The sequence below is a fragment of the Patescibacteria group bacterium genome, assembly GCA_041659905.1.
Lineage (GTDB): Bacteria > Patescibacteriota > Kazan-3B-28 > Kazan-3B-28 > UBA10110 > UBA10110.
Window position 1 is genome coordinate 88,784 of record JBAZXK010000002.1, and the last position, 25,128, is coordinate 113,911.

The 25,128-nt window shown below is 44.7% G+C and carries 20 protein-coding genes; 16 read left to right on the forward strand and 4 right to left on the reverse strand.

Annotated features, from left to right (window positions below; translation table 11 throughout):
* Nucleotides 1-280: 280 nt before the first annotated feature.
* On the reverse strand, nt 281-2,611 hold the full coding sequence (locus tag WC805_02340; GenBank protein MFA5967327.1) for a hypothetical protein: 2,331 nt from the start codon (nt 2,609-2,611) through the stop codon (nt 281-283).
* Nucleotides 2,612-2,614: 3 nt separating this feature from the next.
* Entirely contained in the window at nt 2,615-4,129 is a 1,515-nt protein-coding gene (locus tag WC805_02345) for a PEGA domain-containing protein (GenBank protein ID MFA5967328.1), read from the reverse strand.
* Between the two features lie 164 nt (nt 4,130-4,293).
* On the opposite strand from WC805_02345, the gene WC805_02350 reads away from it, so the two are divergent.
* From WC805_02350 to WC805_02380, 7 genes are all read left to right on the forward strand, one after another.
* Nucleotides 4,294-6,828, forward strand: coding sequence for a hypothetical protein (locus tag WC805_02350; protein MFA5967329.1), 2,535 nt, complete (start codon nt 4,294-4,296; stop codon nt 6,826-6,828).
* A gap of 5 nt (nt 6,829-6,833) precedes the next feature.
* On the forward strand, nt 6,834-7,376 hold the full coding sequence (locus WC805_02355; protein ID MFA5967330.1) for a PrgI family protein: 543 nt from the start codon (nt 6,834-6,836) through the stop codon (nt 7,374-7,376).
* A gap of 4 nt (nt 7,377-7,380) precedes the next feature.
* Nucleotides 7,381-8,058, forward strand: a complete 678-nt coding sequence (locus WC805_02360) for a hypothetical protein (GenBank protein ID MFA5967331.1) — start codon at nt 7,381-7,383, stop codon at nt 8,056-8,058.
* A 1-nt stretch (nt 8,059) separates the two neighbouring features.
* Complete coding sequence (locus WC805_02365; protein ID MFA5967332.1) at nt 8,060-9,856, forward strand: ATP-binding protein; 1,797 nt, start codon at nt 8,060-8,062, stop codon at nt 9,854-9,856.
* Complete coding sequence (locus WC805_02370) at nt 9,853-10,734, forward strand: hypothetical protein (protein ID MFA5967333.1); 882 nt, start codon at nt 9,853-9,855, stop codon at nt 10,732-10,734. The genes WC805_02365 and WC805_02370 overlap by 4 nt, the downstream gene beginning before the upstream one ends.
* Nucleotides 10,735-10,738: 4 nt before the next feature.
* Entirely contained in the window at nt 10,739-12,445 is a 1,707-nt protein-coding gene (locus WC805_02375) for a GspE/PulE family protein (GenBank protein ID MFA5967334.1), read from the forward strand.
* Nucleotides 12,446-12,538: 93 nt separating this feature from the next.
* The gene (locus WC805_02380; GenBank protein ID MFA5967335.1) at nt 12,539-13,255 is read left to right on the forward strand and encodes a hypothetical protein; all 717 of its coding nucleotides are present in this window, start codon (nt 12,539-12,541) and stop codon (nt 13,253-13,255) included.
* On the opposite strand, the gene WC805_02385 is transcribed toward WC805_02380, so the two are convergent.
* Both WC805_02385 and tsaD read right to left on the reverse strand, forming a co-directional pair.
* Nucleotides 13,223-15,343: a valine--tRNA ligase gene (locus WC805_02385; protein ID MFA5967336.1), complete on the reverse strand. Its 2,121-nt coding sequence runs from the start codon at nt 15,341-15,343 to the stop codon at nt 13,223-13,225. The genes WC805_02380 and WC805_02385 overlap by 33 nt on opposite strands.
* Nucleotides 15,336-16,379 carry a tRNA (adenosine(37)-N6)-threonylcarbamoyltransferase complex transferase subunit TsaD gene (gene tsaD, locus WC805_02390; protein ID MFA5967337.1) on the reverse strand — a complete coding sequence of 348 codons (1,044 nt, stop codon included), beginning with the start codon at nt 16,377-16,379 and terminating at the stop codon, nt 15,336-15,338. The genes WC805_02385 and tsaD overlap by 8 nt, the downstream gene beginning before the upstream one ends.
* Before the next feature lie 425 nt (nt 16,380-16,804).
* Between tsaD and WC805_02395 the strand changes: the two genes are divergently transcribed.
* The 9 genes from WC805_02395 to mutM all read left to right on the forward strand — a co-directional run bounded on the left by WC805_02395 (nt 16,805) and on the right by mutM (nt 25,055).
* Entirely contained in the window at nt 16,805-17,830 is a 1,026-nt protein-coding gene (locus WC805_02395) for a peptidoglycan bridge formation glycyltransferase FemA/FemB family protein (protein MFA5967338.1), read from the forward strand.
* On the forward strand, nt 17,823-19,154 hold the full coding sequence (locus tag WC805_02400; protein ID MFA5967339.1) for a UDP-N-acetylmuramoyl-L-alanyl-D-glutamate--2,6-diaminopimelate ligase: 1,332 nt from the start codon (nt 17,823-17,825) through the stop codon (nt 19,152-19,154). Before WC805_02395 ends, WC805_02400 begins: the two co-directional genes overlap by 8 nt.
* Nucleotides 19,155-19,190: 36 nt before the next feature.
* Nucleotides 19,191-20,114, forward strand: a complete 924-nt coding sequence (locus WC805_02405; GenBank protein ID MFA5967340.1) for an SIMPL domain-containing protein — start codon at nt 19,191-19,193, stop codon at nt 20,112-20,114.
* Nucleotides 20,115-20,258: 144 nt separating this feature from the next.
* Nucleotides 20,259-20,537 carry a hypothetical protein gene (locus tag WC805_02410; GenBank protein ID MFA5967341.1) on the forward strand — a complete coding sequence of 93 codons (279 nt, stop codon included), beginning with the start codon at nt 20,259-20,261 and terminating at the stop codon, nt 20,535-20,537.
* A 147-nt stretch (nt 20,538-20,684) separates the two neighbouring features.
* Nucleotides 20,685-20,879: a hypothetical protein gene (locus tag WC805_02415; GenBank protein ID MFA5967342.1), complete on the forward strand. Its 195-nt coding sequence runs from the start codon at nt 20,685-20,687 to the stop codon at nt 20,877-20,879.
* A gap of 249 nt (nt 20,880-21,128) precedes the next feature.
* Nucleotides 21,129-23,348 carry a DNA polymerase I gene (locus tag WC805_02420; GenBank protein MFA5967343.1) on the forward strand — a complete coding sequence of 740 codons (2,220 nt, stop codon included), beginning with the start codon at nt 21,129-21,131 and terminating at the stop codon, nt 23,346-23,348.
* Nucleotides 23,349-23,354: 6 nt separating this feature from the next.
* Nucleotides 23,355-23,768, forward strand: a complete 414-nt coding sequence (locus WC805_02425; GenBank protein MFA5967344.1) for a HEPN domain-containing protein — start codon at nt 23,355-23,357, stop codon at nt 23,766-23,768.
* Nucleotides 23,747-24,136, forward strand: a complete 390-nt coding sequence (locus WC805_02430; GenBank protein MFA5967345.1) for a hypothetical protein — start codon at nt 23,747-23,749, stop codon at nt 24,134-24,136. Before WC805_02425 ends, WC805_02430 begins: the two co-directional genes overlap by 22 nt.
* A complete protein-coding gene (gene mutM, locus WC805_02435; protein ID MFA5967346.1) occupies nt 24,081-25,055 on the forward strand; it encodes a bifunctional DNA-formamidopyrimidine glycosylase/DNA-(apurinic or apyrimidinic site) lyase in 975 nt (324 codons plus the stop codon). Before WC805_02430 ends, mutM begins: the two co-directional genes overlap by 56 nt.
* Nucleotides 25,056-25,128: the final 73 nt, after the last annotated feature.

A 25,128-nucleotide genomic window follows, 5' to 3' on the forward strand; every position in this document is an offset into this window, starting at 1 on the left:
AGGTAAGTATCTGACTATTTAAGAATACCATCAATATACCTCTCCTGAAAAAGGGGTTGTACCAACCCTTCTTGGAGTCCAGAGCCGCCATTGAAGGAGGGATGTATTTTTTGTCTGCAACCCGGGCATTGGAGTTTGAGCGTTACGGTTCAATAAAATTGGCGCTGTGAAGCCGGTTATACCGGCGAGAACGGAAAGCCATATTTTATTAGAACCGCAGCAAAAACGACTGTCCGGAGACTTTGGTTACTTTCCTTGGGAAAGTAACAGAAAAAAGTCCTCAAAAGCCCACTTGGATAAAATCTTGGTAAGTGGCTTTTTTAGCTAATTCTTTCTCTGGGTCAATCACCCCAATTTCCCCGACTAAGGCATCCCACAATTCTAGCAACTCTCCGGCGATGGGTGTTTGATAGATCTCTCCCCCATTATCAGCAGTAAAAATAAATTCTGCTGGCGTAGTCACTCCCAGATCGGCGATATTGTAAATAAAATTAACTCCCATCTTGCTGAACACGCCATTATCAAGAGGAGCACGGCTAAAATGATCGTCGTAATCATTATGAATACCATCTCTCATGGTGTCATCAAAACCCACCCCCCCTACTCCCACAGAAGTAATGCCAGAAGGAAAGATATCCAACCGATCCAGCCCATTATCCAGATCGTCCTCGGGCGAATAGGTAATAATTTGCTTAACTACCATATCCTTATCAAAAAGCCGAGACTCTCCTCGTAAAGCTATTTTAGTCGGCATATCTAACAGCTCTTTGATGACTAAACGAATTTTATTCCGAGCCTCATAAGCTTTTAACATTTCTAAATTTCCTCCGGCAGCGATAGATTTATTCCAACCCACCATATTGGCAACCTGAGTAGCTTTATACGCTTGGCCAATACCAAGTCGTAAATTATTCAGAGCCTCAGGCGTGCCTAAGGCTTCGACCAGGGCTGTTATTTGGCTATTGCTTAAAGTGCTGGGATCCAGGCCAATTTCATTTTGGAGATTCGAAAAAACATTATTGGCTTGGGATAGATAATCTTGAGTACGGTCATCTAGTTTAGTTATAGCGGCAGCCCGATCTAATAAATTTTTAACTCGGTTGATAAATTGAAAATACTGCACAAAGAACAGCTTATTGAGAGGGGCATTCTGCAAGGCTGCCACAATTTGATCATGATTTTTATCAGTCAAGAAAACCCGGTAGTCAGCCATGGTGGTGTCCAACCAACCCGCCACATAACCCAATTCTTCCCAAAGCGGCCGGACCTCAGCTTCGGCCAGAGTTCTTTGCCAACTAATTTCGATAGGTTGTCCCGACATCTCTGGAATTTGACTGCGATCTACTGCCACAATCGCCAGGGCTTGTCCTTCAGAAAAAGCGGTGAAGGCTCCCAGTTCCTCTGTACTCTCTTCTCCGTCGCTACTATAGGCAGCTAAACTTTTAACTAATTTGTAGCGCGATTGGCGCGGAGAGTTAGTTTTAATCAAACCGATCTTTAAATAATCATGGAGATCAGACAAGTACGAGATGGTACGCAATAGTCGGTAATCCAAGGTGTGCGTACACGGCCCGCTGGTACCGCAGTTCCATTGGTTTAAATCTCCTATACCTGAACTATAAATCACCAAACTGCCGTTGGTCACTTTTTCTTGGAGACTATGGATAAACTCATTATTAACTGCCATCATATTACCTTCACTGTCTCGTGTGACTTCGCTGGCCGGAGCTACTAGTTCAGTTTTAACCGAACCACCCGCCTCGCTCATATTGCCATTGCGTCCACAGGTGAATATGCCGATGATAATGACAAATATCAGTATGATGATCAAAATTACCCAGCCGACCGGATTAGATACCAAAAATACCACTGCCTCCGTGATAGCATGAATAGCCACCTGGGCAGCCTGTACGGCTGCTTGGTAAACCGCTTGCGCCGCTTGGGCCGCAGCTTGTGCCATTCTAATACTCACCTCAATGGCTTTTTGGGCAACTTGCACTGTTCTTTGAGCAACTTGCACTGTTCTTTGGGCAACTTGCACTGTTCTTTGGGCAATTTGCACTGCTCTTTTGGCCGCCTCTGCTGCTTCGCGAATTTTTTGCGGCGTTTCGATAATTCTTTTGGCTGTTTCCGCAGCTTCCTTCACTTTGTTAGCAGTCTGCCCCGCTAACCGCTGGGTTTTTTGCAGAGGGCTTTCGGCCGGTTGATTTTGTTGATCAGATGAATTATTTTGTGAAGAACCACCCATCCGGCCAGCTGCACCGCGCGCCAACTGCCCAGCACCACGCAAACCTTGTTTGCCCAAATTAGCCGCTTTCCCTTTCCAACCTCCCGCTCCCCCCACTTTCGGAGTACTAGCTGGACGTTTTCCGGCAGTAGCTAATTTATTAGGCTGAGTTGACCGATCTGCTGGTTTTTCTTGTTGTCGAGTTTGATGTTTTTTCTCTTTAGTAGGCGAGGTGCGTCTTGGTTCCCGCGACGATTGCCTCGCAGGTTCTTCGGCGGTTGGTTCCGTTTCAGCCTCTTCTGATACAGGTTGGTCCTCTTCTGGGTTCAGATTTTCCTCTAACGGTTCTTGGTCGAGATCTTCATTGGTATCCTGATCAACCATTGCTTAAACAATTAAATCTAAACTAAGCACCTTGTTATCGCTACTAATAATAAATAATTTATTGATAACGGCACTGAACAGCAGTTTATTAATTTGCATTTGGCCGACTGCGCTCAAAAATTGGATCGGGCGTTCTTTACCATCTAGATACCAGCGCCAGAGCGAACCGTCAGGCAACCCAACGATCAACTGATCTTCTGAGCGCCAAGTAAAAGTGCTGATCGGACGATCAAAGACTTTCTCGACCTTCTGTTCGGCAATATTCCAGATCGATAATTGTTGCATTCCTCCAACATTCGCCCAGTAGGCAATCCGATTCCCTTCCGGCGAGTTGCTCCAAAATGTTTGCTTGACCCGATCGGGCATAATTTCCATAAACTCCTTTTCCACGAGATCAAAAATTTTATCAGTTCCCACCGTATCATCTGCCCACAGGACATAGCGATCATTATTCAGCCAAGTTAATGTAGGGTCATTAAAATTAAGCCCGCTCTGCAAGCGTTCCCATTCCGTGCCATCCGCCTGCGCCAACACCACGGACTTCTCACCATTGGCGGTTTCGTAAAAATAAATTATGTTGTCACCTTCCGGCGAGAAGCTTAGATCCCGCACATTCCCATTTAATAGAATCGGCTGCCAACCGATAGCGTTGATTTGCGTACTTTTAAATGACCAGGCACTAATCCCATTATCTTGCAGAGCACCTTGGGCGGGGCGTTCCCCGAGCGGAATAAATCTTCCCCGCACATTAGAGTTATCAATCGCGTTTGGCAAGCGCAGTTGGCCAATGAGCCGAACTAAGGCATTGCTCTCCACGGTTGACCAGACCACTTTTTTTAAATTAATGAAATTACCTTTAAATAAAGGGGCTCGGGTTAAAGTCGCTATCTCTAATACTTCAAAACCTCCGGCCGCATTAACAAATGCGAGCGCCCGCCCATTATTGGTGATACTCGGCCAGCTGACCGGTTCGTCGATTAGTTTTTCAATAGTTGGCACCGCATGCAGCACAACGGTCAAAGTGATAATTTCTTTACTAGTCAGATCAATGTCTTGTTCAAAATCAACGTAACCATCTTTAGCTACTAACAAATTATGCGAGCCGGCTTTCAATTTGATGGTTAAAGAGTTAACCGAATCTTTCTGAAACTTGTTATCAATAGTCACCCGCACATTCCCGGGATCAAAAGTTAAGGCTAAAGTTCCGCGCTGAAAATCTAGCAGCGGCAAGACGACATAGGCCGTGCCCGCCAAAAGCGCCAGCACTACCGCTCCGATTACCCAATTCAACCATCGCCTCCCCCGCCGAGGCCGCATTGGTTTAGTTGTTGGTACATTCAGAGAATTATCGATCGGTAAAGCAGGGGCAGCCTTGGAAAGCAGCTGATTTCCTACATCTTTACGCGGGACAAACTGCGGCGCTGGAGAGTTTACCGGCACCTGCAAATCATCCGGCAATCCCCCCGCAGGGCTTTGGTTGGTATTAACGGAACTATTTTGGTTTTGTTCTTCTGCCATCTATATTATTGAAGGTCTTTAGTTAAATTATATCATATATTGGTTGATTTGTAAATACTGTTAGGTGATATTACCCCCTCTGCGGTCATTCTGGACATCTGGGGTTGACCAAATAGAAGAATTGTGATATAATGAAACAATAAGAATATAAAAGAACCTGGGCGATGAAACTAAAACAAAAACTATTTCTCCTTCTCCTATTAACTCTGGTCGGCTGGCAAGTCTGGAGTTTAGCCCAACCGGCTCAAGCGGGGTTGACTTCTTCGATGGTAGAAATGATCCAAACCCTGGCTGAAGCTATTTATACCGGTTTGATGCCTTTCATTCTTCAACTACTCAAGCCTCTTTTAGAGAATCCAGTTTATTTTCTAGACTTTAGCCAAGTTAATTTTCCGGGCGGATTGCCTGACTTTGGATCCACCTCAGTTCTGATTACACGAATTTGGAACCTCTGCATGTTGGCGGCTAACTCTATTTTCATTATCGCTCTAGTTTATTCGATTATTAATATCATTATCGGCACCAATGCCAATGTCTACAACATCAAGGTGGTGCTAACCAAATTAATCCCCGCCGTATTGCTGGCTAATTTAAGTTTAGCCATCATTCGGGCTTTTGTCAGTATAGGCAATTTATTCACTCAAGGATTTGCAGCTTTGTTTGACATATCTACAGATGCTGCCGTGCTCTTTATTAGCGATCTGGGCACCTTAGGCAACGGCACCGGATTTTGGAGCGGCGTGGGTAATTTTTTTGGCAACCTTGGCGAAGGAGTAATTTCGGTATTCTCTAACGATAACGCCAGCACTGGACCGGCAGTGGCTAGTTTTATTTTATTGATCATCATTTTCTGGGTCTTCTTAAAAATAACTTTAATTTTACTAGAAAGAACCTTTTGGTTATTTATTCTAACCGTATCGGCCCCTTTGGCTTTTGCCGCTGATTTACTCCCCTTATCATTTACTCAAAAATTATCCAGCAAATGGGCAGAAAATGTTTTGAAATGGATTATTATCTTCCCGCTAATACAAACTGCTATCTTTGCTGCCATACATATTTGGACAACCTCTGAACCTGCTCTGGATGCGACTACGATCAACAACCTGATCAAAAACAGCGCCTTGATCCACGATATGCCCGCAGGACAACTGGGCCCGCTATTTATCGGCATCACTATTTTATATTTTGCCGGTAAGATTCCGGAATATATCAAGCCGGGCGGAGCGACGCCTTTGAGCGGATTTGTGGGCAGCTCCCCTATGCAAGGCTACAAAGCTGTTTCTAAACCAATCACGGAAACTCTGACTGGCAAAAATGCGCTAGGTAAGTCTACAGCTGCTCAGTTCGGTATGGGCTATAAACTGGCCTTGGGAACTAAAACTGGGAGAGCCTTAGAAGCTAAGCGCCAAACCTTAAGCGCCGGCGGTCATACTATAGGTAGCGTGCCTTGGTTAATTGCTAAAACTCTTAACCCCAAAGGTGAAATTGCCCGGACTACCGCCGAAAGAAATATCGACATGGGTAAGGCGAGATTAAATACTACCAGCGACCAGCTCTCTAAATTAAAACAGAATTTTAGCAAAATAACTAGCGGTATGAATTGGGATGATCTTTCTTCAAAAGAGAAAGACGATTTCAAAAAAGACAAAAATATCAGCATCCGTAACCATGCCAACTCTATCGACAAGAAACAGGATCAATTAGACTGGTTGGCTAACACCTCGGTTAAAGAGGCCCCGATCGAAGAAATGAAACCGGTGGCAAACATGTTGGGTAAGATCCTTAAACCGGGTGCGACAGCGGCGGATGTCATCCAAAATGCCAAAAATATGAACCGGGTAAAGCGAGGTCGCAACCCGGAAGAGGCAGCGGAAGCCAGTGCTGGTCTAGCCAGGCCGGATGTACAAGCAGTTCTCCGCAGTAAAAACTTTGATCCTGATAAACTCTCTCCAACTATATCTAAGAAGTATCCAAAAAGTAGTTTAGGGAAAGTTATTCCAGAAATTTTAAAGAATCAAGAAGCAGGGAAATTAACTGAGGCATCGGCCTTGGATAAGCTTAGCTTAACTGCTGCCATTAAGATTGAACGTTTCATTGATTCGGAAAAACTAGAAATTGAGCCAATCAAATTCTTACTAGATTCTGGTGATACCGCTGCAGCCGAAACAATGATGACAGCAGCTGGACTTAAGACCGACGAACAACAGGCTCTGAAAAAAGCGCTCTCTAGTGCCAGCGCAGGCGGAGAGGGCATGACGGCTAATGATATCCAAGTTCGCCTCAATGCCCTTAGTCATATTAAATCTCCGGCTGGCGGAGATAAAGCTTCCCCTGAGGAGATCAGAACCGGATTGAACGAACTCGTCGCTAAATTAAAAACCAGAACCACCGGCACAGCCGCCGCGTCAGCTCCTACTGGAACAACTGCCTCGCCTACTCCTGAAGCAACTCAGGTAGCAGGAGGGATAGCCAGCGAAGAACCGATGGAAGAAGAAGTCTATGAATCTTTCGCACCGGAAGAAACACCTTCCACACCTGCTCAACCTAAACCATCTAAAACCCGGCCGGTGATCAATGCAGCCAAGCGCACCATGGAAGATATTTTCCGCACCCATGAAAAGACGCCGGAAGAAATGAAAAAACAACTTCGTCGAGAAGGCATCAATCCAGACCAAGAAAATAATCCACCTAAACCTTAAATCCCATGGCGACAAAAATTCCTCAAAATGTAGACATCGAAGACAAGCTGGTGGGTCCCCTGACCTTAAAACAATTTTTATATGTTTTGGGGGGAGCGGCAGCTGTGTTTGTCACCTACCAGTACTATAATTTAGGCTATCTCTTCTTTCACGAATTTATAATTATTTCTCTGGTGGCAGTGGTTCTAGCTATAGCTTTAGCCTTTGTTAAAATCAACGGTCGGCCTTTTATTGTTTTCGTTAATAGCTGGCTGGGATATCTCGCTTCCCCCAAACAACGCCTCTGGAAAAAAGATAATACTATTCGGGAAGAGAAGATCAAAGTGGCTGCTGTTGATTCTAGTGCGGCAGCCGCTGAAGAAGAAGCTATATCCAAAAGTGAATTGGAAAGATTAGCTAATATTCTCGATACCGGTGGTAAAATGAATGCGGAACAAACTGCAACTACTCATGAAGTCAGTACGATCCAACCCGCGACAGTTTCCACCCCTGAAGCGACAGAAAATGAATTGGGCGTAGAAGATATTCTAGAGAAAACTGATCTCTAAAAAAATGAAGACTAAAAACATTAGCCACAGTACGCAGAAGTACTTGCCTTTCAAAGAAATTAAGGAAGGCGCTATCGTCATGCCCAATGGATCCCTGCGGGCTGTTTTAATGGTCAATGCCATTAACTTTAACCTTAAATCTAGTGATGAACAGACTGCGCTGGTGGAGTCCTACAGGGGCTTTTTGAATTCTTTGGATTTTCCTATGCAGATCGTCATCCAATCCCGCATTCTTGATTTAGATAGCTACTTGAAAAATCTGGAAACCATGGGACAAAAACAAGACAATGAATTGCTGCAATTCCAAACCATGGAATACATCCAATTTGTCCAGCAGTTGATCGGTTTGACCAACATTATGAGTAAAACATTTTATATTGTTATCTCTCAAGACAGCGGTGCGGAACTGGGTCAGGGATTTTTCTATCGCCTCTTTCACAAGCAAGCCATTACTCCCGCCAGTAAATTCAAGGAATCCAAGAGCGAATTGCTGACTAAAGCTAATATGGTGGCTAATGGCCTCTCTCCGCTGGGAATCAATTCCGTCTTATTGAATACTAAAGAACTGATCGATCTTTTTTACGCTACTTATAACCCAGATATTGCCCGCCGGCAAAAACTGTTTAATATCAGTCATGTGGATGCGGATGTCATCACTGCTTTAAGTCAGGAGAAAAAATAATATGTGGGGGAAAAACAAAGTTAAAATCTTGGATTCAGAAAAAGTCGCGGAAGAACTATTTGAGCGCGGCTTGGCTTCTATTAAAGACTTGATTGCCCCTGCCGCTTTACTCATCAAGCCGAATTATCTCACCTTGAATAGTTTTTATGTCAAAACTTTATTTGTCTTGACCTACCCTCAATATATAGAAACTAACTGGATGTCTTCGATTATTAATTTCGATATGAGTTTTGACATCTCCATGCATGTTTACCCGGTAGATAATGCGGAGATCGCCGGAATGTTAAAACGCAAGGTCGCCGAAATGGAATCGAGTTTGCGCTTAAATGAAGAAAAAGGCGCTGTGCGCGATCCCGAATTGGAAATCGCCTACCAAGATGCGGAGGAATTGCGCGATAATCTCCAACGCGGATTGGAAAAATTCTTCCATTGCGCTCTTTACTTCACTCTTTACGCTAAAAGCCAAGAGGAACTAGATATAGCGGCTGGCCGCATCGAAACTGCCCTCAGCGGACAGCTTATTTATACCAAACCGGCGATTATGCAGGTCAGTGAGGGATTTATTTCTTCTTTACCTATCAAGCAGGATGAATTAAAAGTCCTCCGCAATATGACCAGTTCATCTTTAGCTGCCAGTTTTCCTTTCGTGTCTGCCAACTTAACCACCAACGAAGGGATCCTTTACGGAGTTAACCAACACAACAACAGCTTGATTCTATTTGATCGGTTTAAACTAGAGAATCCTAACACGGTCGTCTTTGCTAAATCAGGCGGAGGGAAAAGCTACGCGATCAAATTAGAGATCCTCCGTAGTTTGATGACTGGCATTGATGTATTTGTGATCGATCCGGAAGACGAATATAAATCTTTGGCTAAATCAGTGGGCGGGAGCTATTTATCTTTGAGTTTAAACTCGGAACGCCGGATTAACCCCTTTGACTTGCCAGATTTAGGCCCGAATGCCGACGGCGAACAAAACTTGCGGACGGCTATTATCACTATATTAGGATTGATGAACTTAATGCTAGGCGAACTCACCCCCGAAGAGGATGCCATCATGGATCGGGCCATCCGCGAGTCCTACGCTCTGCGCGATATCACCACCGACGTCAAAACTCAAAAAAATCCTCCTCCCACCATGACCGATCTCTATAATATCCTGAAGAATATGGAGGGAACCACTAGTTTGGCCCAAAGACTGGATAAATATGTGACTGGTACATTTGCCGGCCTGCTTAACCAACCCACTAACTTTGATCTAACTAAAGGCTTGGTGGTATTTAATATCCGCGACTTGGAAGACAGCCTGCGCCCCATCGCTATGTATATGGTCCTGAATTATATTTGGAACCGCATTCGATTTGAAAAACGGAAGCGATTGCTAGTCATTGATGAGGCCTGGGTAATGATGCAGTATGAAGATTCGGCCAAGTTTGTTTACAGTATTGCCAAACGTTCTCGGAAATATTCTTTGGGGCTAACCACCATCACTCAGGATGTTGAGGATTTCTTAAACACTACTTATGGCAAAGCTATCGTGACCAACTCGTCTTTGCAGCTACTGTTGCGCCAATCCCCCGCTTCCATCGAGATTGTATCCGAAACTTTTAATCTCACGGAAGGAGAAAAATATATTCTATTGGGCGCTCCCGTGGGTGAAGGTTTAATCTTTGCCGGCAATAACCACGCGGCTATCAATATTGTGCGTTCAGAACTCGAAGATAATATTATTAAATCTAATCCAGAGGAACTAAACTTGCTCTTGGATGTTTATAAATCGCAAATCACGCCGCAATGAAATCCCCTCTTGTTATTATTGTTGTTTTAGTAGTAGGAATGGCTGCGGTAGCGTCCATTGCCCATAATTACACCAGAGAAACCACCTCCTCGGAATTTAAATACAGCAAATCCGCCCAAGAAATTGATGCTACTTATTACCAGCCTCTGGCTTTGGTGACCCCGGATGCCAACTACCACCTAAACGCTTTTAGCGATACTCCGGAAAATGCCTGTAGAGACGCTAACGCCGATCCTGATCTGGATAGATTAATTAATAGTCTGGAGGAAGCCCTGGGTACCCAGTGCGACAATCCGGACACCGATGGCGACGGTATTATTGACTCAGTTGATTCCGTCCCAGTTGATCCGACTCTCGGTCAATCCATAGAAATTTGGGGAGGCTGGGGGCCTGCTGCTGCCCCGGTTTATCGTTTAGTGATCGATAATTTCCTTAAAAATGTGCTCAACCAAACCTTAGGAGAAACTGACTGGACGCATCATACTACAGCCCGTATCGGCGACCAGGTTAGATTCCATATCTATGCTAGCCTGACCAGCAACCACCCCACCGACGCCCTACCCTGCGTTATCACCGATCAACTCGGCAAAAGCCTGCGGTATGTGCCTGATAGCGAGGGAACTAGAAATTATTATTACGTGAATGGTATCCATAACCCTCTGCCTGATTCTGCTTGGTTAACGAATGGATTGAATCTAAATATCTACCCCCCGACTCCGAGTTATCCCTCTACGATTGTAGAAATTTATTTCGAAGCTGTTGTCTGGCAAGACCCAACTAATGCCCTCAGTCTCACCACCAACTACGCCAAGATCAAAACCGAAACCCAAATGCAAACTGATTTTTCTTTTATTACTATCAAACCAGTTACTAGTTAAAATTATGGCAATTAATCCATCACCAAATCCAAGCGATAAACCATCCGGCGACACTCCCTTAATCCGCAAGTTAATTAAAAACATTAACCGGAAAGAAGAGGAACGCGCTACCCAAATGCTAGCTAAAAAATTTGGCGTGCCTTATTACAATTTGGTTCGCTATCAGCCTGATCCTGGCGCAGTGCATATTATTCCCAAATCTTTAGTAGAAACTGGCCACGTGTTTGCTTTTAAAAAGGACGGTCAGGATGTGCATCTGGCCGTGAGCAACTTAGCTGATCCTGCCACTATACAAGCCTTGGAAACCTTAAAAAAACAAAGCGAATATAATTTTATCCCGGTAATGGTTTCGAAAACTAGCTTGGAATATCTCATATCGGTTTACGACGAGTTCGTACCCAAAACCATCGATCAAGCCGGGATCAAGATCACTGCCGCTGAACAAACCGCTAACGCTCAACTCCTTAAAGAATTAAACATTCCGACTGCTTCGCTCCAAACAGCTGCCAGCACCACGCAAACCCTAGACACCATTTTAGGAGCGGCTACGCTTTACGATGCTTCTGATATCCATATTGAACCAACTAAAACTGCTGTGCACCTGCGCTTTCGCATTGATAGTGTCCTGCAAGATATGGCCGATCTAAATATTAACTTGTTAAACAGCGTCATCAACCGAATCAAGTTGTTAGCTGACCTTAAATTAAATATCCGGGAATCGGCTCAGGACGGACGCTTCAGCTTCGAGGCCGGCGAGACTAGTTATGATGTTCGTGTTTCTATTTTGCCGACCGCTTACGGTGAATCGGCTGTTTTACGGTTACTGCCTCAGAAAGGTAAATTTATTACTCTGGATAAACTTGGCTTGGTTGGCCCTAACGCTGAAATTATCGAACGAGTTATTCAGCAACCCAATGGGCTGATTCTGAACACAGGCCCGACTGGTTCAGGTAAAACCACCACCTTATATGCTATTTTGGATAAAATTAACGCTCCCGGCAAAAAGATTATTACCATTGAAGACCCGATCGAATATAAATTAGCTGGGATCACTCAAAGCCAAGTCAATCCGGATGAAGATTACACTTTTGCCAATGGCCTCCGCGCTATCCTGCGTCAAGATCCGGACGTCATTCTAGTGGGAGAAATTCGCGATGCCGATACCGCCAATATCGCGATCAATGCTTCTCTCACTGGCCATTTGGTTCTATCTACCCTCCACACTAACGATGCGGCCGGAGCTATCCCTAGACTAGCTGATCTCGGTTTAAAACCGGGTTATTTCATTGAAGCTATTTTGGCTATCATCGCCCAGAGATTAGTTCGGCGCCTCTGTAGTAAATGTGCCGAAGAATATTCCCCTTCTTCCGAAGAACTCCAAGAATTACAGCAAGAAATGAACAGCCTCCCTGCTGGTATCGACAAACCAACTATTCCCACAACTCTGAAACGTTCTAATCCTGACAAAGCCAAGACCTGCGACCAGTGCCATGGTTTAGGTTACAAAGGTATTTTAGGAATTTTTGAAATACTGCAAACTAACGAGGCTTTGGTTAAAGCTGTTCTCGCCGGCGCCACTGTCGGAGAAATTAAAAAACTGGCTATGGCTAACGGCATGATTACCCTGAAACAGGATGGCATCATAAAGGTTCTGCAAGGTATTACCAGCCTGGAAGAAGTCAATCGAATTACCGGCCAAGACACAATTTAATTTTCTCTTACCGCTGACAACTGACTAGTTTTGTGGTATAATCTTAATCAGGGTAGGAGGTGAAGTGGCGCTTAGCCATTAACCTCTTATTTGATGCCTAGAATCCAAAACTTGATTGCCGCTTTCTTAGTCCTCGGACTTATTTACGCCGAGTTATTGCCAACTTTAAAAACAGCCAATTCCGCCGCCTATTCTGAAAATGCCTTAGAACCCACACAAAGCGAATTGTTATTATCTTTTTTTGATCCGGCTAACAAAAAAGAAGCTATTATTACTGCCCCGGCAGACGAAATAGTTTTTATTTCTGATATTTCAACTATCCCAGACAAACTAATTAGTTTTAGTAAGGATGCTCGTTCGGCGGTTTACACAGTAGCCACTACTCCTTTACCAACCACACCCGATAATACTAACCCCAGCGCCGTAATTGTTAGCCCTACTATCCCGACCATCGATCAACCATTTATCGGTGATGTCATTCCCAAATCGGGCACCCCCCTGTCGGAGGCTTACGCCACCGGCGGCCGGGCTTGGTATGAACTAAATGATAATGTGGTGGTAATATTTGCCGACAGTGAAACTTTTCGTAGTTACAAAAAATCTACCGGCGAAGAAACCGATTGGCTGCAAACTAGTTTGAGCTATGCTCCCTTGGATTCGCCAGATGCTTTAACCAATTACATCAATAATTATCACGGCGAGATTGTGGCCGAGACTAAGACTTGGGTATTGATGTCGTTTCCTTCGGGAGGATATTTAAAAATTGCTAAGCCGGTTTCAGTCAAGCGGCCATTTCTCTCCCAGCAATAGCCCGGAGTACAGATTTTGCCAAACTGCTTCCGTCACAAATGGCACGAACGGGTGCAACATCACGAGGCAGTTTTTTAGAATATAATGCAAGGTGGCTTCCGCCGATTGGTCAGTTTTGAGCCGAGCTTTAGCCGATTCAATGTATTTATCGCAAAACTGATGCCAAAAATATTCATACAGTAATTCCCCCGCTTGGGCAAAGCGGTATTTATCCATATGCCCAGTGGCTTCCTTGGTCACAGCCTTAAATTCTTGAATGGTTTTAACATCTTCTGGGTTTAGTTTAATCTGATTCAAATCAACTTCTGCACCGGCGCTCATCTGAATAAACCGGGCTGCATTCCAGATTTTGTTAGCAAAATTACGGTAACCCCGAATTTTTTCTTCTGACACCATACTGTCGTTGCCGGGTGCCATGCCGGCAAGTAACCCCAGCCGCAACGCATCCGCCCCATATTTTTCCACCATCTCTAGAGGATCCACTACATTCCCCTTGGAGCGAGAGATTTTAACTCCGTGCTTATCTCGCACTAGGCCGTTAAAATAAACATATTCAAACGGTATTTTCCCGGTGCAATAAATTCCCATCATAATCATGCGCGCCACCCAAAAGAAGATAATGTCGTAAGCGGTTTCCATCATGGTGGTGGGATAAAAATACTTAAAATCGGCAGTTTCTTTCGGCCAACCTAAAGTAGTGCAGGGCCACAGGCCAGAAGAAAACCAAGTATCCAGCGTATCTTCATCTTGCTGAGTAGCTCCGCCGCAGTCGGGGCAGTTATCGACAGGATCCACGCTTACCACAAAGTGTTCAGGATTATTTTGGCAATAATAAACCGGGATGCGATGCCCCCACCAGAGTTGCCGGCTGATATTCCAATCGTGGATATTTTCCATCCAATTCATATAAACCTTCTGGAAATGTTCCGGAATAAATTTAATTTCTCCAGTTTCCACAGCTTTGATGGCGGGATCGGCCAGAGGTTTAATTTTGACAAACCATTGCTTAGAGAGCAAAGGCTCGAGTGCGGATTTACACCGCTCGCAAATACTGACAGCGTGTTTGTATGGCTCAATCTTTTCAATCAATCCTTGAGTTTGCAATTCTTCTACAATCGCAGTGGCAGCAGCTTTAGTTTTAAGGCCTTTAAACTTACCCGCAGCCACTGTCATTTTTAGGTCAGGTCCGATCACGGAAATAATCGGTAAATTATGCCGCTGGCCGATTTCAAAATCGTTTAAATCATGGGCGGGAGTGATTTTAACGGCGCCAGTACCAAATTCCATTGCCACATATTCATCTGCAATGATCGGGATCTCCCGATCCATGAGAGGTAGAATAACCGTTTTGCCTACCAGCTCTTTGAATCTCTTATCCTCTGGGTTTACCGCCACAGCGGTGTCGCCTAACATGGTTTCCGGCCGAGTTGTCGCCACGGTAATATATTTATCAACCTCACCCTTAATCGGATATTTAATGTAAGTGAGCTGCCCGGCGCTCTCTTTGTGGTCGACTTCCAGATCCGACAAAAAAGTTTCGCATCTCGGACACCAGTTGACCGCCCGTTCCCCCTGATATAACAGGCCGTCATCAAACATCTTTTTAAAAGTGTAGCGCACAGCATAGCTCACATCCTCGTCTAAAGTAAATTTCTTACGCGTCCAATCGCAACTGGCTCCCAACCGCCGCAATTGATTTTCCATCAGCTCGCGGTTGGCATTAATATGCTCGCCTAATTGTTTCACAAACTCTTCCCGCCCTAAATCGTATTTAGTCAGTCCTTTTTCTTCTTTCAAAATCTTTTCAAAGAAAATCTGGCTAGCCAAAGCGGCATGGTCAGCTCCGGGCAGCCACAGCGTGGGCTCTCCCTTGAGGCGATGATAGCGCACCATAATATCCTCGATGGCCACAAACAAAGCATGGCCGATATGAAGTTGGTCATAAGCGTTCGGGGGCGGCATAATAATCGTATAGGGTTTTTTCTGGGGATCGATTTTGGGAGTAAATAAACCTGATTGCTCCCATTTCTGATAGAGTTCGGGCTCAACTTTTTGATGCTCAAAAATTTTAGGAATTTCTTTAGCCATGAAGTGCCAGGAGGCTGTTAGTTTTGACTTTTACATTATACCAGAGGTTGTTTTTCTGCCGACGTAAAAAATACGCTGCCAGAGCCACCATTGCCGCATTATCCATACAGTACTTCATCTCCGGCACAAAATAATTTATTTGATTAGTCAAAGCAACTCGACTTAACCTTTCCCGCAAAGTCTGATTGGCTGCCACCCCTCCGGCCAGAATTAGCGTAGTTGGGTGATATTTTTTAATCGCCCGATCAACTTTAATTGCTAGCACCCCTACTACAGCTGCTTGAAATTCATGCGCTAACTCTGTCCGATTATATTTGCCTACTAGTTTTAACAGAGCCGTCTTGAGTCCCGAGAAACTCATTTCTAAACCATCATCTAACATTGGTCGGGGCAATGTTATTTTCTCTGTTCCCTTTTTTAATTCATGCCCTGAACTTTGTCGAAGAGTTTCATTTTTACTTTTTAATTTAGCTGCCTCGGCGGCTATGGCCGGCCCGCCCGGGTACCCCAATCCCATAATTTTAGCAGCTTTGTCGAAAGCTTCCCCCGCGGCGTCATCCCGCGTCCCTCCGATGCTCTGAAATTTATTAAAATCTTTCATTAAAACTAGTTCCGTATGTCCTCCGCTCACAATCAGCGCTAATATCGGCCATTTCTCAGGAATACTATTAGTTATCCAATTACTATATATATGTCCAATCAAATGATCCACTTCAATCAACGGTTTTTGCCAAAGATAGGAGAGAGTTTTGGCAGTGTTAATGCCTATGAGTAAAGAACCCAGTAATCCCGGACCAGAGGTGACGGCCAGCGCATCAATTTGATCGCGCTTAACTTTAGCTTTAATCAATAATTGATCGATTAACTCTAAGATTACTTCCAGATGCTTTCGGGAGGCCACTTCGGGGACCACTCCGCCAAATTTACTATGCAATTTCACCTGGGAGGCCACCAAAGACCCTAATAATTTTTTGCCGTCTTGCACTAACGCCACCCCGGTGTCGTCACAACTAGTTTCAATCCCAAGAATTAACATATTTAAAATATACCACACCCAGAGAGCAAAAATGTGGACAGAAGAACTATGATTTCAACGGCTCAACCCCATTGAGCCGTTGGTTTTTGTCCCTTAAACCGGCCATTGAAGAAGGGATGTATTTTTTGTCTGCAACCCGGGCATTGGAGTTTGAGCGTTACGGTTCAATAAAATTGGCGCTGTGAAGCCGGTTATACCGGCGAGAACGGAAAGCCATATTTTATTAGAACCGCAGCAAAAACGACTGCCCGGAGCTTTGGCGTTACCTTTCTGGAAAGGTAACATAAAAATGATTTCTAGAGATCCTGAAACAAGTTCAGGATGACGGGAAGAAAAGGCCTAGATTCCGGATCAAGTCCGGAATGACAAAAAGTAGGTTGGAATGACCAAAACAGATAAGAAAATCCATCGCGTATAATAAGGATATGGAATTACACGTTAATCAGGGCTTGGAGCCCAAAAGCTGGGATTACTTTGTCTTGCAACACCCCGAAGCTAACCTCTTGCAAAGCTGGCAATGGGGTGAATTTCAGAAATCTCTCGGAAATAAGATCTGGCGGTTAGGGGTGGCCGATCAAGGGCAAACTATTGCGCAGTTGTTGATCATTAAACTACCCTTGCGTTTTGGCCGGCATATTTTTTATTCGCCGCGGGCACTTCTGCTAAATAAAACTCTGCCCGCCCATCAGCAACATCAAGCTATGAAGTTAATCATTGAAAAGATTCACAGCTTGGCTGCATCAGAAAAAATTCTTTTATTTCGCACTGACCCCCCGCTCCCCCCAGACGACACGACCTCATTATCTATTTATAAATCACTCGGATTTGTACTGTCCCCTAAATCAACTCAACCCAAAACCAGTCTTTGGTTAGACATCAGCTCGCGCTCGATCAATCTATTAATGCAAATGAAACCAAAAACTCGCTATAACATCCGCTTGGCAGAAAAGAAAGAAATTACTGTTCGGGAAACTACTCAACCCAAAGACATCGCGATTTTTAATCAGTTAATGCATGAAACGGCTCTCCGAGACCGCTTTACTCCTCATCCTGACAATTATTATCATCAACAATTAGCCATTTTGGGCGCGCAAAACGCTTTGTCTTTGTTTATTGCCTACGACCAGGAGATTCCTCTGGCGGCTGCGCTGGTTTCTTGGTTTGGACCAGTGGCAAGTTACTTGCATGGCGCTTCCAGCAATCAAACCAGAGAGAAACAAGCCCCTTATTTATTGCATTGGGAAATTATCAAAGCCGCTAAAAAAAGGGATTGTACTGTCTATGATTTGGGCGGCATCAATTTGGCTCACAACTCCGCCTGGGCCGGAATCACCCGATTCAAACTAGGTTTTGGCGGCAATCCCACTACTTATCTGGGCAACTTAGAATTGCCTCTCAACAAACCTTGGTTTAAACTATATCAGCTATTGACTTACAAAAAATATGTTTAAAAAAGTGAAGAAATTATTGCGCTCCGTGTTATACAGCATGCCTTGGTTATACGATGCCTACCATCGCACTCAAGGCATTACCGCTGCCTCTGTTTATGGTTTTCCTTCCACTAAAATGCGCGTGATCGGCATTACCGGTACCAACGGCAAAACTACTACGGCCAATATCTTAGCGCATATTTTGGAGGCTAGCGGCGCCCGCGTCGGCATGGCTACTACTGTAAATATCTGGACTGGGAGTAAAAAATGGGTCAATGAAACCAAAATGACCACCTTAAGCCCGTTTGCCCTGCAGGGGTTGCTCCGGCAAATGGCCAACAATAAATGCGACTACGCTATTGTCGAAACTACTTCTCATGCTTTGGCGCAACACCGCACTTGGGGTATTTTCTACGATATGGCAATTTTTACCAATATTACGCATGATCATTTGGATTATCATAAAACTTTCGAAAATTATAAAGCTGCTAAAAGCAAACTTTTCCGTGAACTTGTCAGCAATTTACGCAAACCCGGTATGCCCAAGATTTCCGTTGTTAATTTAAACGATCCGAATGCGGCTTACTTTGATCGGTTTCCGGCTGACCAAAAATATTACTTTGCCGTAGATAAAGTTGATACTCCCCCGGCTCCCGATACCATGCTGTGGGCCAACAACATTCATGAAGGCAGACAACACACCTACTTTACCCTCAATACGCCCAAGGGAAGCATCGATGTCAAATTGCATCTGCCGGGACGGTTTAATGTGTTTAATGCCCTGGCAGCGGCAAGCAGTGCCTTTGCGCTGGACCTTGATATCCAGGTGATTCAGCAAGGCATTGAAAGTGCCTGGCAAGTACCTGGCCGGATGGAATACGTGCCTAATACCCAGGGATTAGATATTGTTATTGATTATGCCCACACCCCTGACGGTTTCCAAAAAGTCTTTGAAACCTTGCGTCCCATTGCCCGCGGCAAAATTATCGCCGTATTTGGCGCAACCGGCGACCGCGACAAAACTAAACGGCCTATTTTAAGCCAAATCGCTTCTCAATTCGCCGATGAAATTGTTTTAACCGAAGAAGACCCCGGCTCCGAAGATGCTTTACAAATCATCAAAGAGCTCTTACCTGGAATTGATAAACATAAATTTACTGAAGGGAAAAATCTGCATATTATTTTGGAACGCAAATCTGCCGTTCAACACGCCCTCACTCACGCCGAGGCTAATGATTTAATTCTATTGCTGGCCATGGGCGCTCAAACTGTAATCGTGCGGGGCGATAAAAAAATCCCCTATCACGAACGTGAGGTAGTTCAACAAATTCTCCAAAGTATGTAATAATAAGCTGTTTATGAGTTAATTCTGAGGAGAATTATGGAATTTGATGAGAATTTGAACCCAGTCACCCCTCCGACCCGGCCGACTCCGTGGGACCAGCCTTTGCCATACACCGCCCCTACCCCGCCTCCAGTTATGCCAAAACCCGTTATTCCTCCGGTGACCCCGCCTCCGGCCTCTATTTTTAATCTCCCGGCAGCAGCTCCCCAACCGGTTCCTCTGCTCCCGCTGATCCCGCCTAAGCCCGTTCATCCTTTCCCGATAGCTATTTTTGCGATGATGTTTGTAATTACCTTGGTAAGTATTGTGTTGGCTTTGGCCGGAAATTGGTTTGGCCTAGGACAACCCCGCTCTATTACCGTCAGCGGTACTGGCACGGCTTACTCGGTCCCGGATGTGGCTAAAATTGATTTCGGCGTCCGCAGCACTGCTCGCAATTTGGCCACTTCCCAAAAAATGAATGCCGATGCGATCGCTAAAATCAAAAACGATCTGGCGCCTTTCGAAATCAATGCCGAAGACATTCAAACCATCAATTACAACATTAATCCTGATTATATTTACTCCCCTTCCCAAAAACCGACCCTGAGCGGTTACAGCACTTACCACTTCTTGCGGTTGACGATGCGTAAATTAGATATGGTGGATCCGATCTTGCAAACTCTAGGTAATTCTGGCGCCACGGATATCAGCCAAATCCAATTTACTATCGAAGATCCGGCAGACGTTAAAAACGAGGCTCGCGAGAAAGCGATTGCCGCCGCCAAAGACATGGCCATTCAATTAGTCACCTTAAACAACACTAAATTGGGCCGAGTTATCTCTATCCAAGAAGACACTTCCGCCGATAGTAATAATCCTCGTCTCATGGATGGTATGGGCGGAGGTGGTGGTCCCGGCGTGGAACAAGGCTCTCTTTCCGTTACCTCTACTGTCACCATCTCTTACTCCTTAAGGTAAGCCCAATTATCGAGAATTGGTTAATAACAACAGCGCGCAATACGTACGCTGTTGTTTATTGACAGGAAAAATGGCTGTGGTAAAGTAAAAATCCCTGCCCCTAGGCAGCATTGCGCATCTCAACAACATACAAGGAGTCGCTCTATGTGCGGCAACGACACACCAGAAAAAGACCTGAAGGAACCCGTGGAAAAAGAAACGGACCAGATCGGCGAAGCTCCCCCTCCCCCTGGCGGACCACCTCCCGGCGACGGCGAAACAGGCGCTGAAAAAATTGAAGAACCACCCCAGGAAGACACACCTGGCCAGACCAGCGACGGCGAAAAAGTCGAAGGCGGCGACACTCCTGTCACCCAGATCGAAGGTGACGGCGATCCACCAACCGAAAAGAAAGACTGCTGTGGCGGTTGCGGTAGCGGATAAGTCAACATCCGGCAAAGTGATCGATTTGCACATTTGTACCTATGCAGTAAGCTTTGAAGCACTAACGCGTTCCGTCAGGAACGCGTGCTTTTTATTAGTATAATTAAAATATGAGCTATTGCACATTTTACAGAAGGAGGTCTAATAATGACCTTGCACAAAGATTACGGGGCTGATCCTACTGAAGATGATCCTCTTATTTTCGGCAAAAGAATATGTGACCCCAAGGATTCGCCGAGAAACTTTGGCCCCGGCAAGAAACCTAAAGACCCTGCCGATAAGAAAAAGAAAAAAGTTTCTTCTTCCCCATTATTCAATGGAACCAAGGAAGACGGCGATTAGCCACAATATACAGCCTCCTCTAAAAGCATTAGTACCTCTGTAATAGCAGAGCCGCCCGGCTCTGTTTATTTATTACAAAAAAGAGCGAATCCGATAGAATAGAACAGATGGAGATGCAGTTATGTTACGGTATCACAGTACGTACTGTGATACCGTTAATATTATAGTAAACAATGGTAAATAATTGGATTCATTCACTAGGGTTGGCAGCGGTTCTCTGTTGTTTCTTAAATCAACTATAATTAAGATATGGCACAAGGACGCAAAAAATTAGTCTTGGTCGATGGAAATGCTCTGGTGCACCGGGCTTTTCATGCTTTGGCCCAGGCTAATCTTACTTCCCCTACCGGGGAGCCTACCGGAGCGGTTTACGGTTTTGCCGTGATGCTACTCAACATCTTTACCAAACTCAAACCGGATTACATTGCCGTGGCTTTTGACACCTCCGCCCCGACCTTCCGACATACGGAATACAAAGAATACAAGGCTACCCGCATTAAAGCCCCGCAGGAACTTTACGATCAAATCCCGCGTGTGCAAGAACTATTAGAAACCTTTAATATTCCCTTGTTTACTAAAGACGGGTTTGAGGCGGACGACATTGTCGGCACATTATCCCATCAGGCCCCTGATACCATCGACACATATATTGCCACTGGCGATATGGACGCTTTGCAGTTGGTCAACAATCATACTTTTGTCTATGCTCCGCGCAAAGGCTTTTCTGATATTGTGATTTACGATCCTGCCGAGGTGGAGAAAGTTAAGGGGATGAAGCCCTCGCAAGTGATAGATTTTAAAGGGCTCCGGGGCGATCCCTCCGACAACATTCCCGGCGTCCCCGGCATCGGCGAAGTTACTGCCAAAAAGTTATTAGCCGAATATGACACGATTGATAAAATCTATCAGAATTTAGATAAATTACCCGAGAAAACCAAGGAACTCCTGACTAAACACAAGGCCAGCGCCATTCAAAGCAAGAGTTTAGCCACCATTTTGTTGGATATTCCGATTAAATTGGATCTTAAACGCGCTGAGGCAGTCGAATTCGATGCCAATAAGGTAAAAGATCTGTTTTTTAAGCTTGGGTTTAGGAGTTTGGTGGCAAGAATCCCGGAGGGCACCCTAACTGCCGGGAGGCAATCATCTTTTTTTGAGACTCCCGCCTCCGCCGGTCGACGGATGGCGGACACCAGGCAGACGGACGGTTCGCGTCCATTCGCTGATTTAAAAAATAAGCTAAGCTACACCGAAAAATTAGATCGCGACTTGGACCCCATCCTCCGCCAGATGGAGAAAAATGGCATTTTACTAGATGTCGATTTTATCCAAAAATTAAACAAAAAAATTACCAAAGAACTCGCCGAACTCACCCAGACTATTTATAAAAAAGCGGGAAAAGAATTTAATATTAACTCCCCTGCCCAGCTGGGTGAGATTTTATTTAAAAAATTAAAACTCCCGACCACGGATATTAAAAAGAAGAAAACCGGTTATTCCACGGCTGTGGGCGAATTAGAAAAATTAGCCGAGCATAGCCCGATCATTAAATTTATTTTGCAATATCGGGCGCTGGAAAAAATCCGTAATACCTATCTAGAAACACTGCCTACCTTAGTAGATAAAGACAATCGCATCCATACCACCTATGCGCAAGATACTTCGACTGGTCGCTTGAGTTCGTCTAATCCGAATATGCAAAATATCCCGATTCGCTCAGAGTTGGGCGCCGAAATCCGCAAAGCTTTTATTGCGCCTAAGGGATATGCTTTAATTTCGGCGGATTATTCGCAGATTGAGCTCCGTATTGTCGCATCGCTAGCTAAAGATACCCGGATGATTGAGTCATTCAATAATAATGAGGATATTCACTCCCGGGTGGCAGCCGAAATTAACGGTGTCACCATAGATGAGGTAACTAAACAACAACGCCGTGATGCCAAGGTGATAAATTTTGGTTTGATTTATGGCATCAGCCCCCATGGTTTGGCTGCCAATACCGGGATGGGTTTTGGCGAAGCTAGCGAATATATCCGGAAATATTTTGATCTTCATCCCGGCATTAAGAAATATATGAAAGATATTGTGGCGTTTGCCCAGCAACAAGGTTATGTGGAAACATTATTTGGTAGAAAACGCGAAATTCCCGAACTTTCCTCTGGGATTATGGCAGTGCGCAATGCCGCCCAGCGAGCTGCCATCAATATGCCAATCCAAGGCACTGCCGCGGATATTTTGAAAGCGGCGATGATCGAGTTGGATAAAAACCTGCCCCGGGTTAGCCCCAAATCTAAACTGCTTTTACAAATTCATGACGAATTAGTGCTGGAAGTACCCCAAAAAGACGTCGAAAAGGTAGCAAAACTCACTAAAACCGTGATGGAGAATATTTATAAATTGGATGTTCCGGTGATCGCCAATGTCGAAGCCGGCCCCTCCTGGGGAAATACTAAATCTGTTAACATGTAAAGTCCGATGCAATATTGTGACTTAAAAAGATTAGCAGACGAACGACTAGACGATGCAAAGGCTCTCTACAAGGCCAATAGGTTCGATGGCGCCACATATTTATCTGGGTATGCCATAGAGATAGCATTAAAAGCCCGAATATGTAAATTACTGCAAATATCTGATTACCCCGTAACTGGCATATTCAAAAGCCTGTTCGCCACGCATGATTTTAGTGTTCTATTAAAATTATCTGGGTTGGAGCAGGAAATAGCTCTTAGTAATACTCAAAACAACCAATCTCTGTTTGTAGATTGGTCAATCGCTACTGGGTGGCAACCAGAAATGAGATACACATTGATGCATAAAACAAAAAAAGACGTCGGTGTTTTGTTGGTATCAGTAATTAATATAATAAAATGGCTGAAAACTCGCTGGTAGAATCACTAAAATTACTTTTGAAGGACAGGCTTGCAAAAAAGCAAGACAGCATTGCTTTGTTTATGTTACTAAACAAAGAAGACAGCACTGAAAACTGGGATTTATTGGTAAGTCCATATTTGTCTAAAAAGCAGCCTGATGCATACAAAGATTATTTAACTACATATGTGACAGCGTTAAGCACGACTCTTTCTACAGAGGATCTGTCAACTATTAGCCGGGTTGTAACATTGGACCCTTCCAGTCCTCTTGTTAAAAATATTACCTCTACCCTACGGGTGACTGACCCAGACAATATGGTAAGTATGGAAAATGTCATCATCAACCAAATCCCAATTAAAAAAGCACGCATATTCTTATCTACCTAGACACATCATGCCAGAATTGCCAGAAGTAGAAACAGTGGTTAAGGGGCTCACCCGACATATTGTCGGGCAGAAGATTAAGAATATCGACATCAAAAATGCGCGAAGCTTTTTGTGGTCTCCTAAAATTAAAAAACCGACTGGTGTTTTTGGTCTTACCATTCACTCGCTCTCCCGCCGCGGGAAAGGCATTATTGTTAATTTGAGTAAAGACTACACCTTACTGATTCATCTCAAGATGACGGGGCAGTTGATTTATGTGCCGAGATCCCTCCACTCCGCCCACCCTAGGCAAGGCTCCGGTCGGGATGACAAGAAAAGACTAAACTTGGGGCATCCGACGAAAGATTTTGCGGAGGAAATGCCGTCGAGTCACACGCGAGTGATTTTTGAACTATCCAAGGGCACATTATATTTCAACGACCAGCGGAAATTCGGCTGGGTTAAGTTGGTGCCTACCCGTGACATCGAAAAAGACAAATTTATCAGCAAATTAGGGGTTGAGCCGTTGAGCCGTTCGTTTAATCCAGATGTTTTATGGCAAGCCATCCAAAGACATCCCAACAGCCCAATCAAATCTACGATTATGGATCAATCTTTAGTTACCGGGGTGGGAAATATCTATTCCGACGAGGCTTTATTTATGGCTGGCATCCGCCCGGACCGCAAAGGCAAAACCATTACCAAACCGGAAACCAAGAAATTGGCCTCGGCTATTAAAAAAGTATTAGGGTTGGGTATTAAACATGCCGGCACCAGTATCGCCAATTACAAAAACGCCGAAGGGTTGCCCGGCCGGATGCAAAACTACCTAAAAGTTTATGGCCGCAGAGGTCTCCCCTGCCCGCATAAGTGTGGCGTGGTTAAAAGTATCCGCATCGGCGGCCGCTCCGCCCACTTCTGTCCTGTCTGTCAAAAGTGACCCCGAGCCCATTCGGCTTCGCTCAGGGTAAACTCCGCCGAGGGGCCAGAAATAACAAGCATCCAATTAAAAA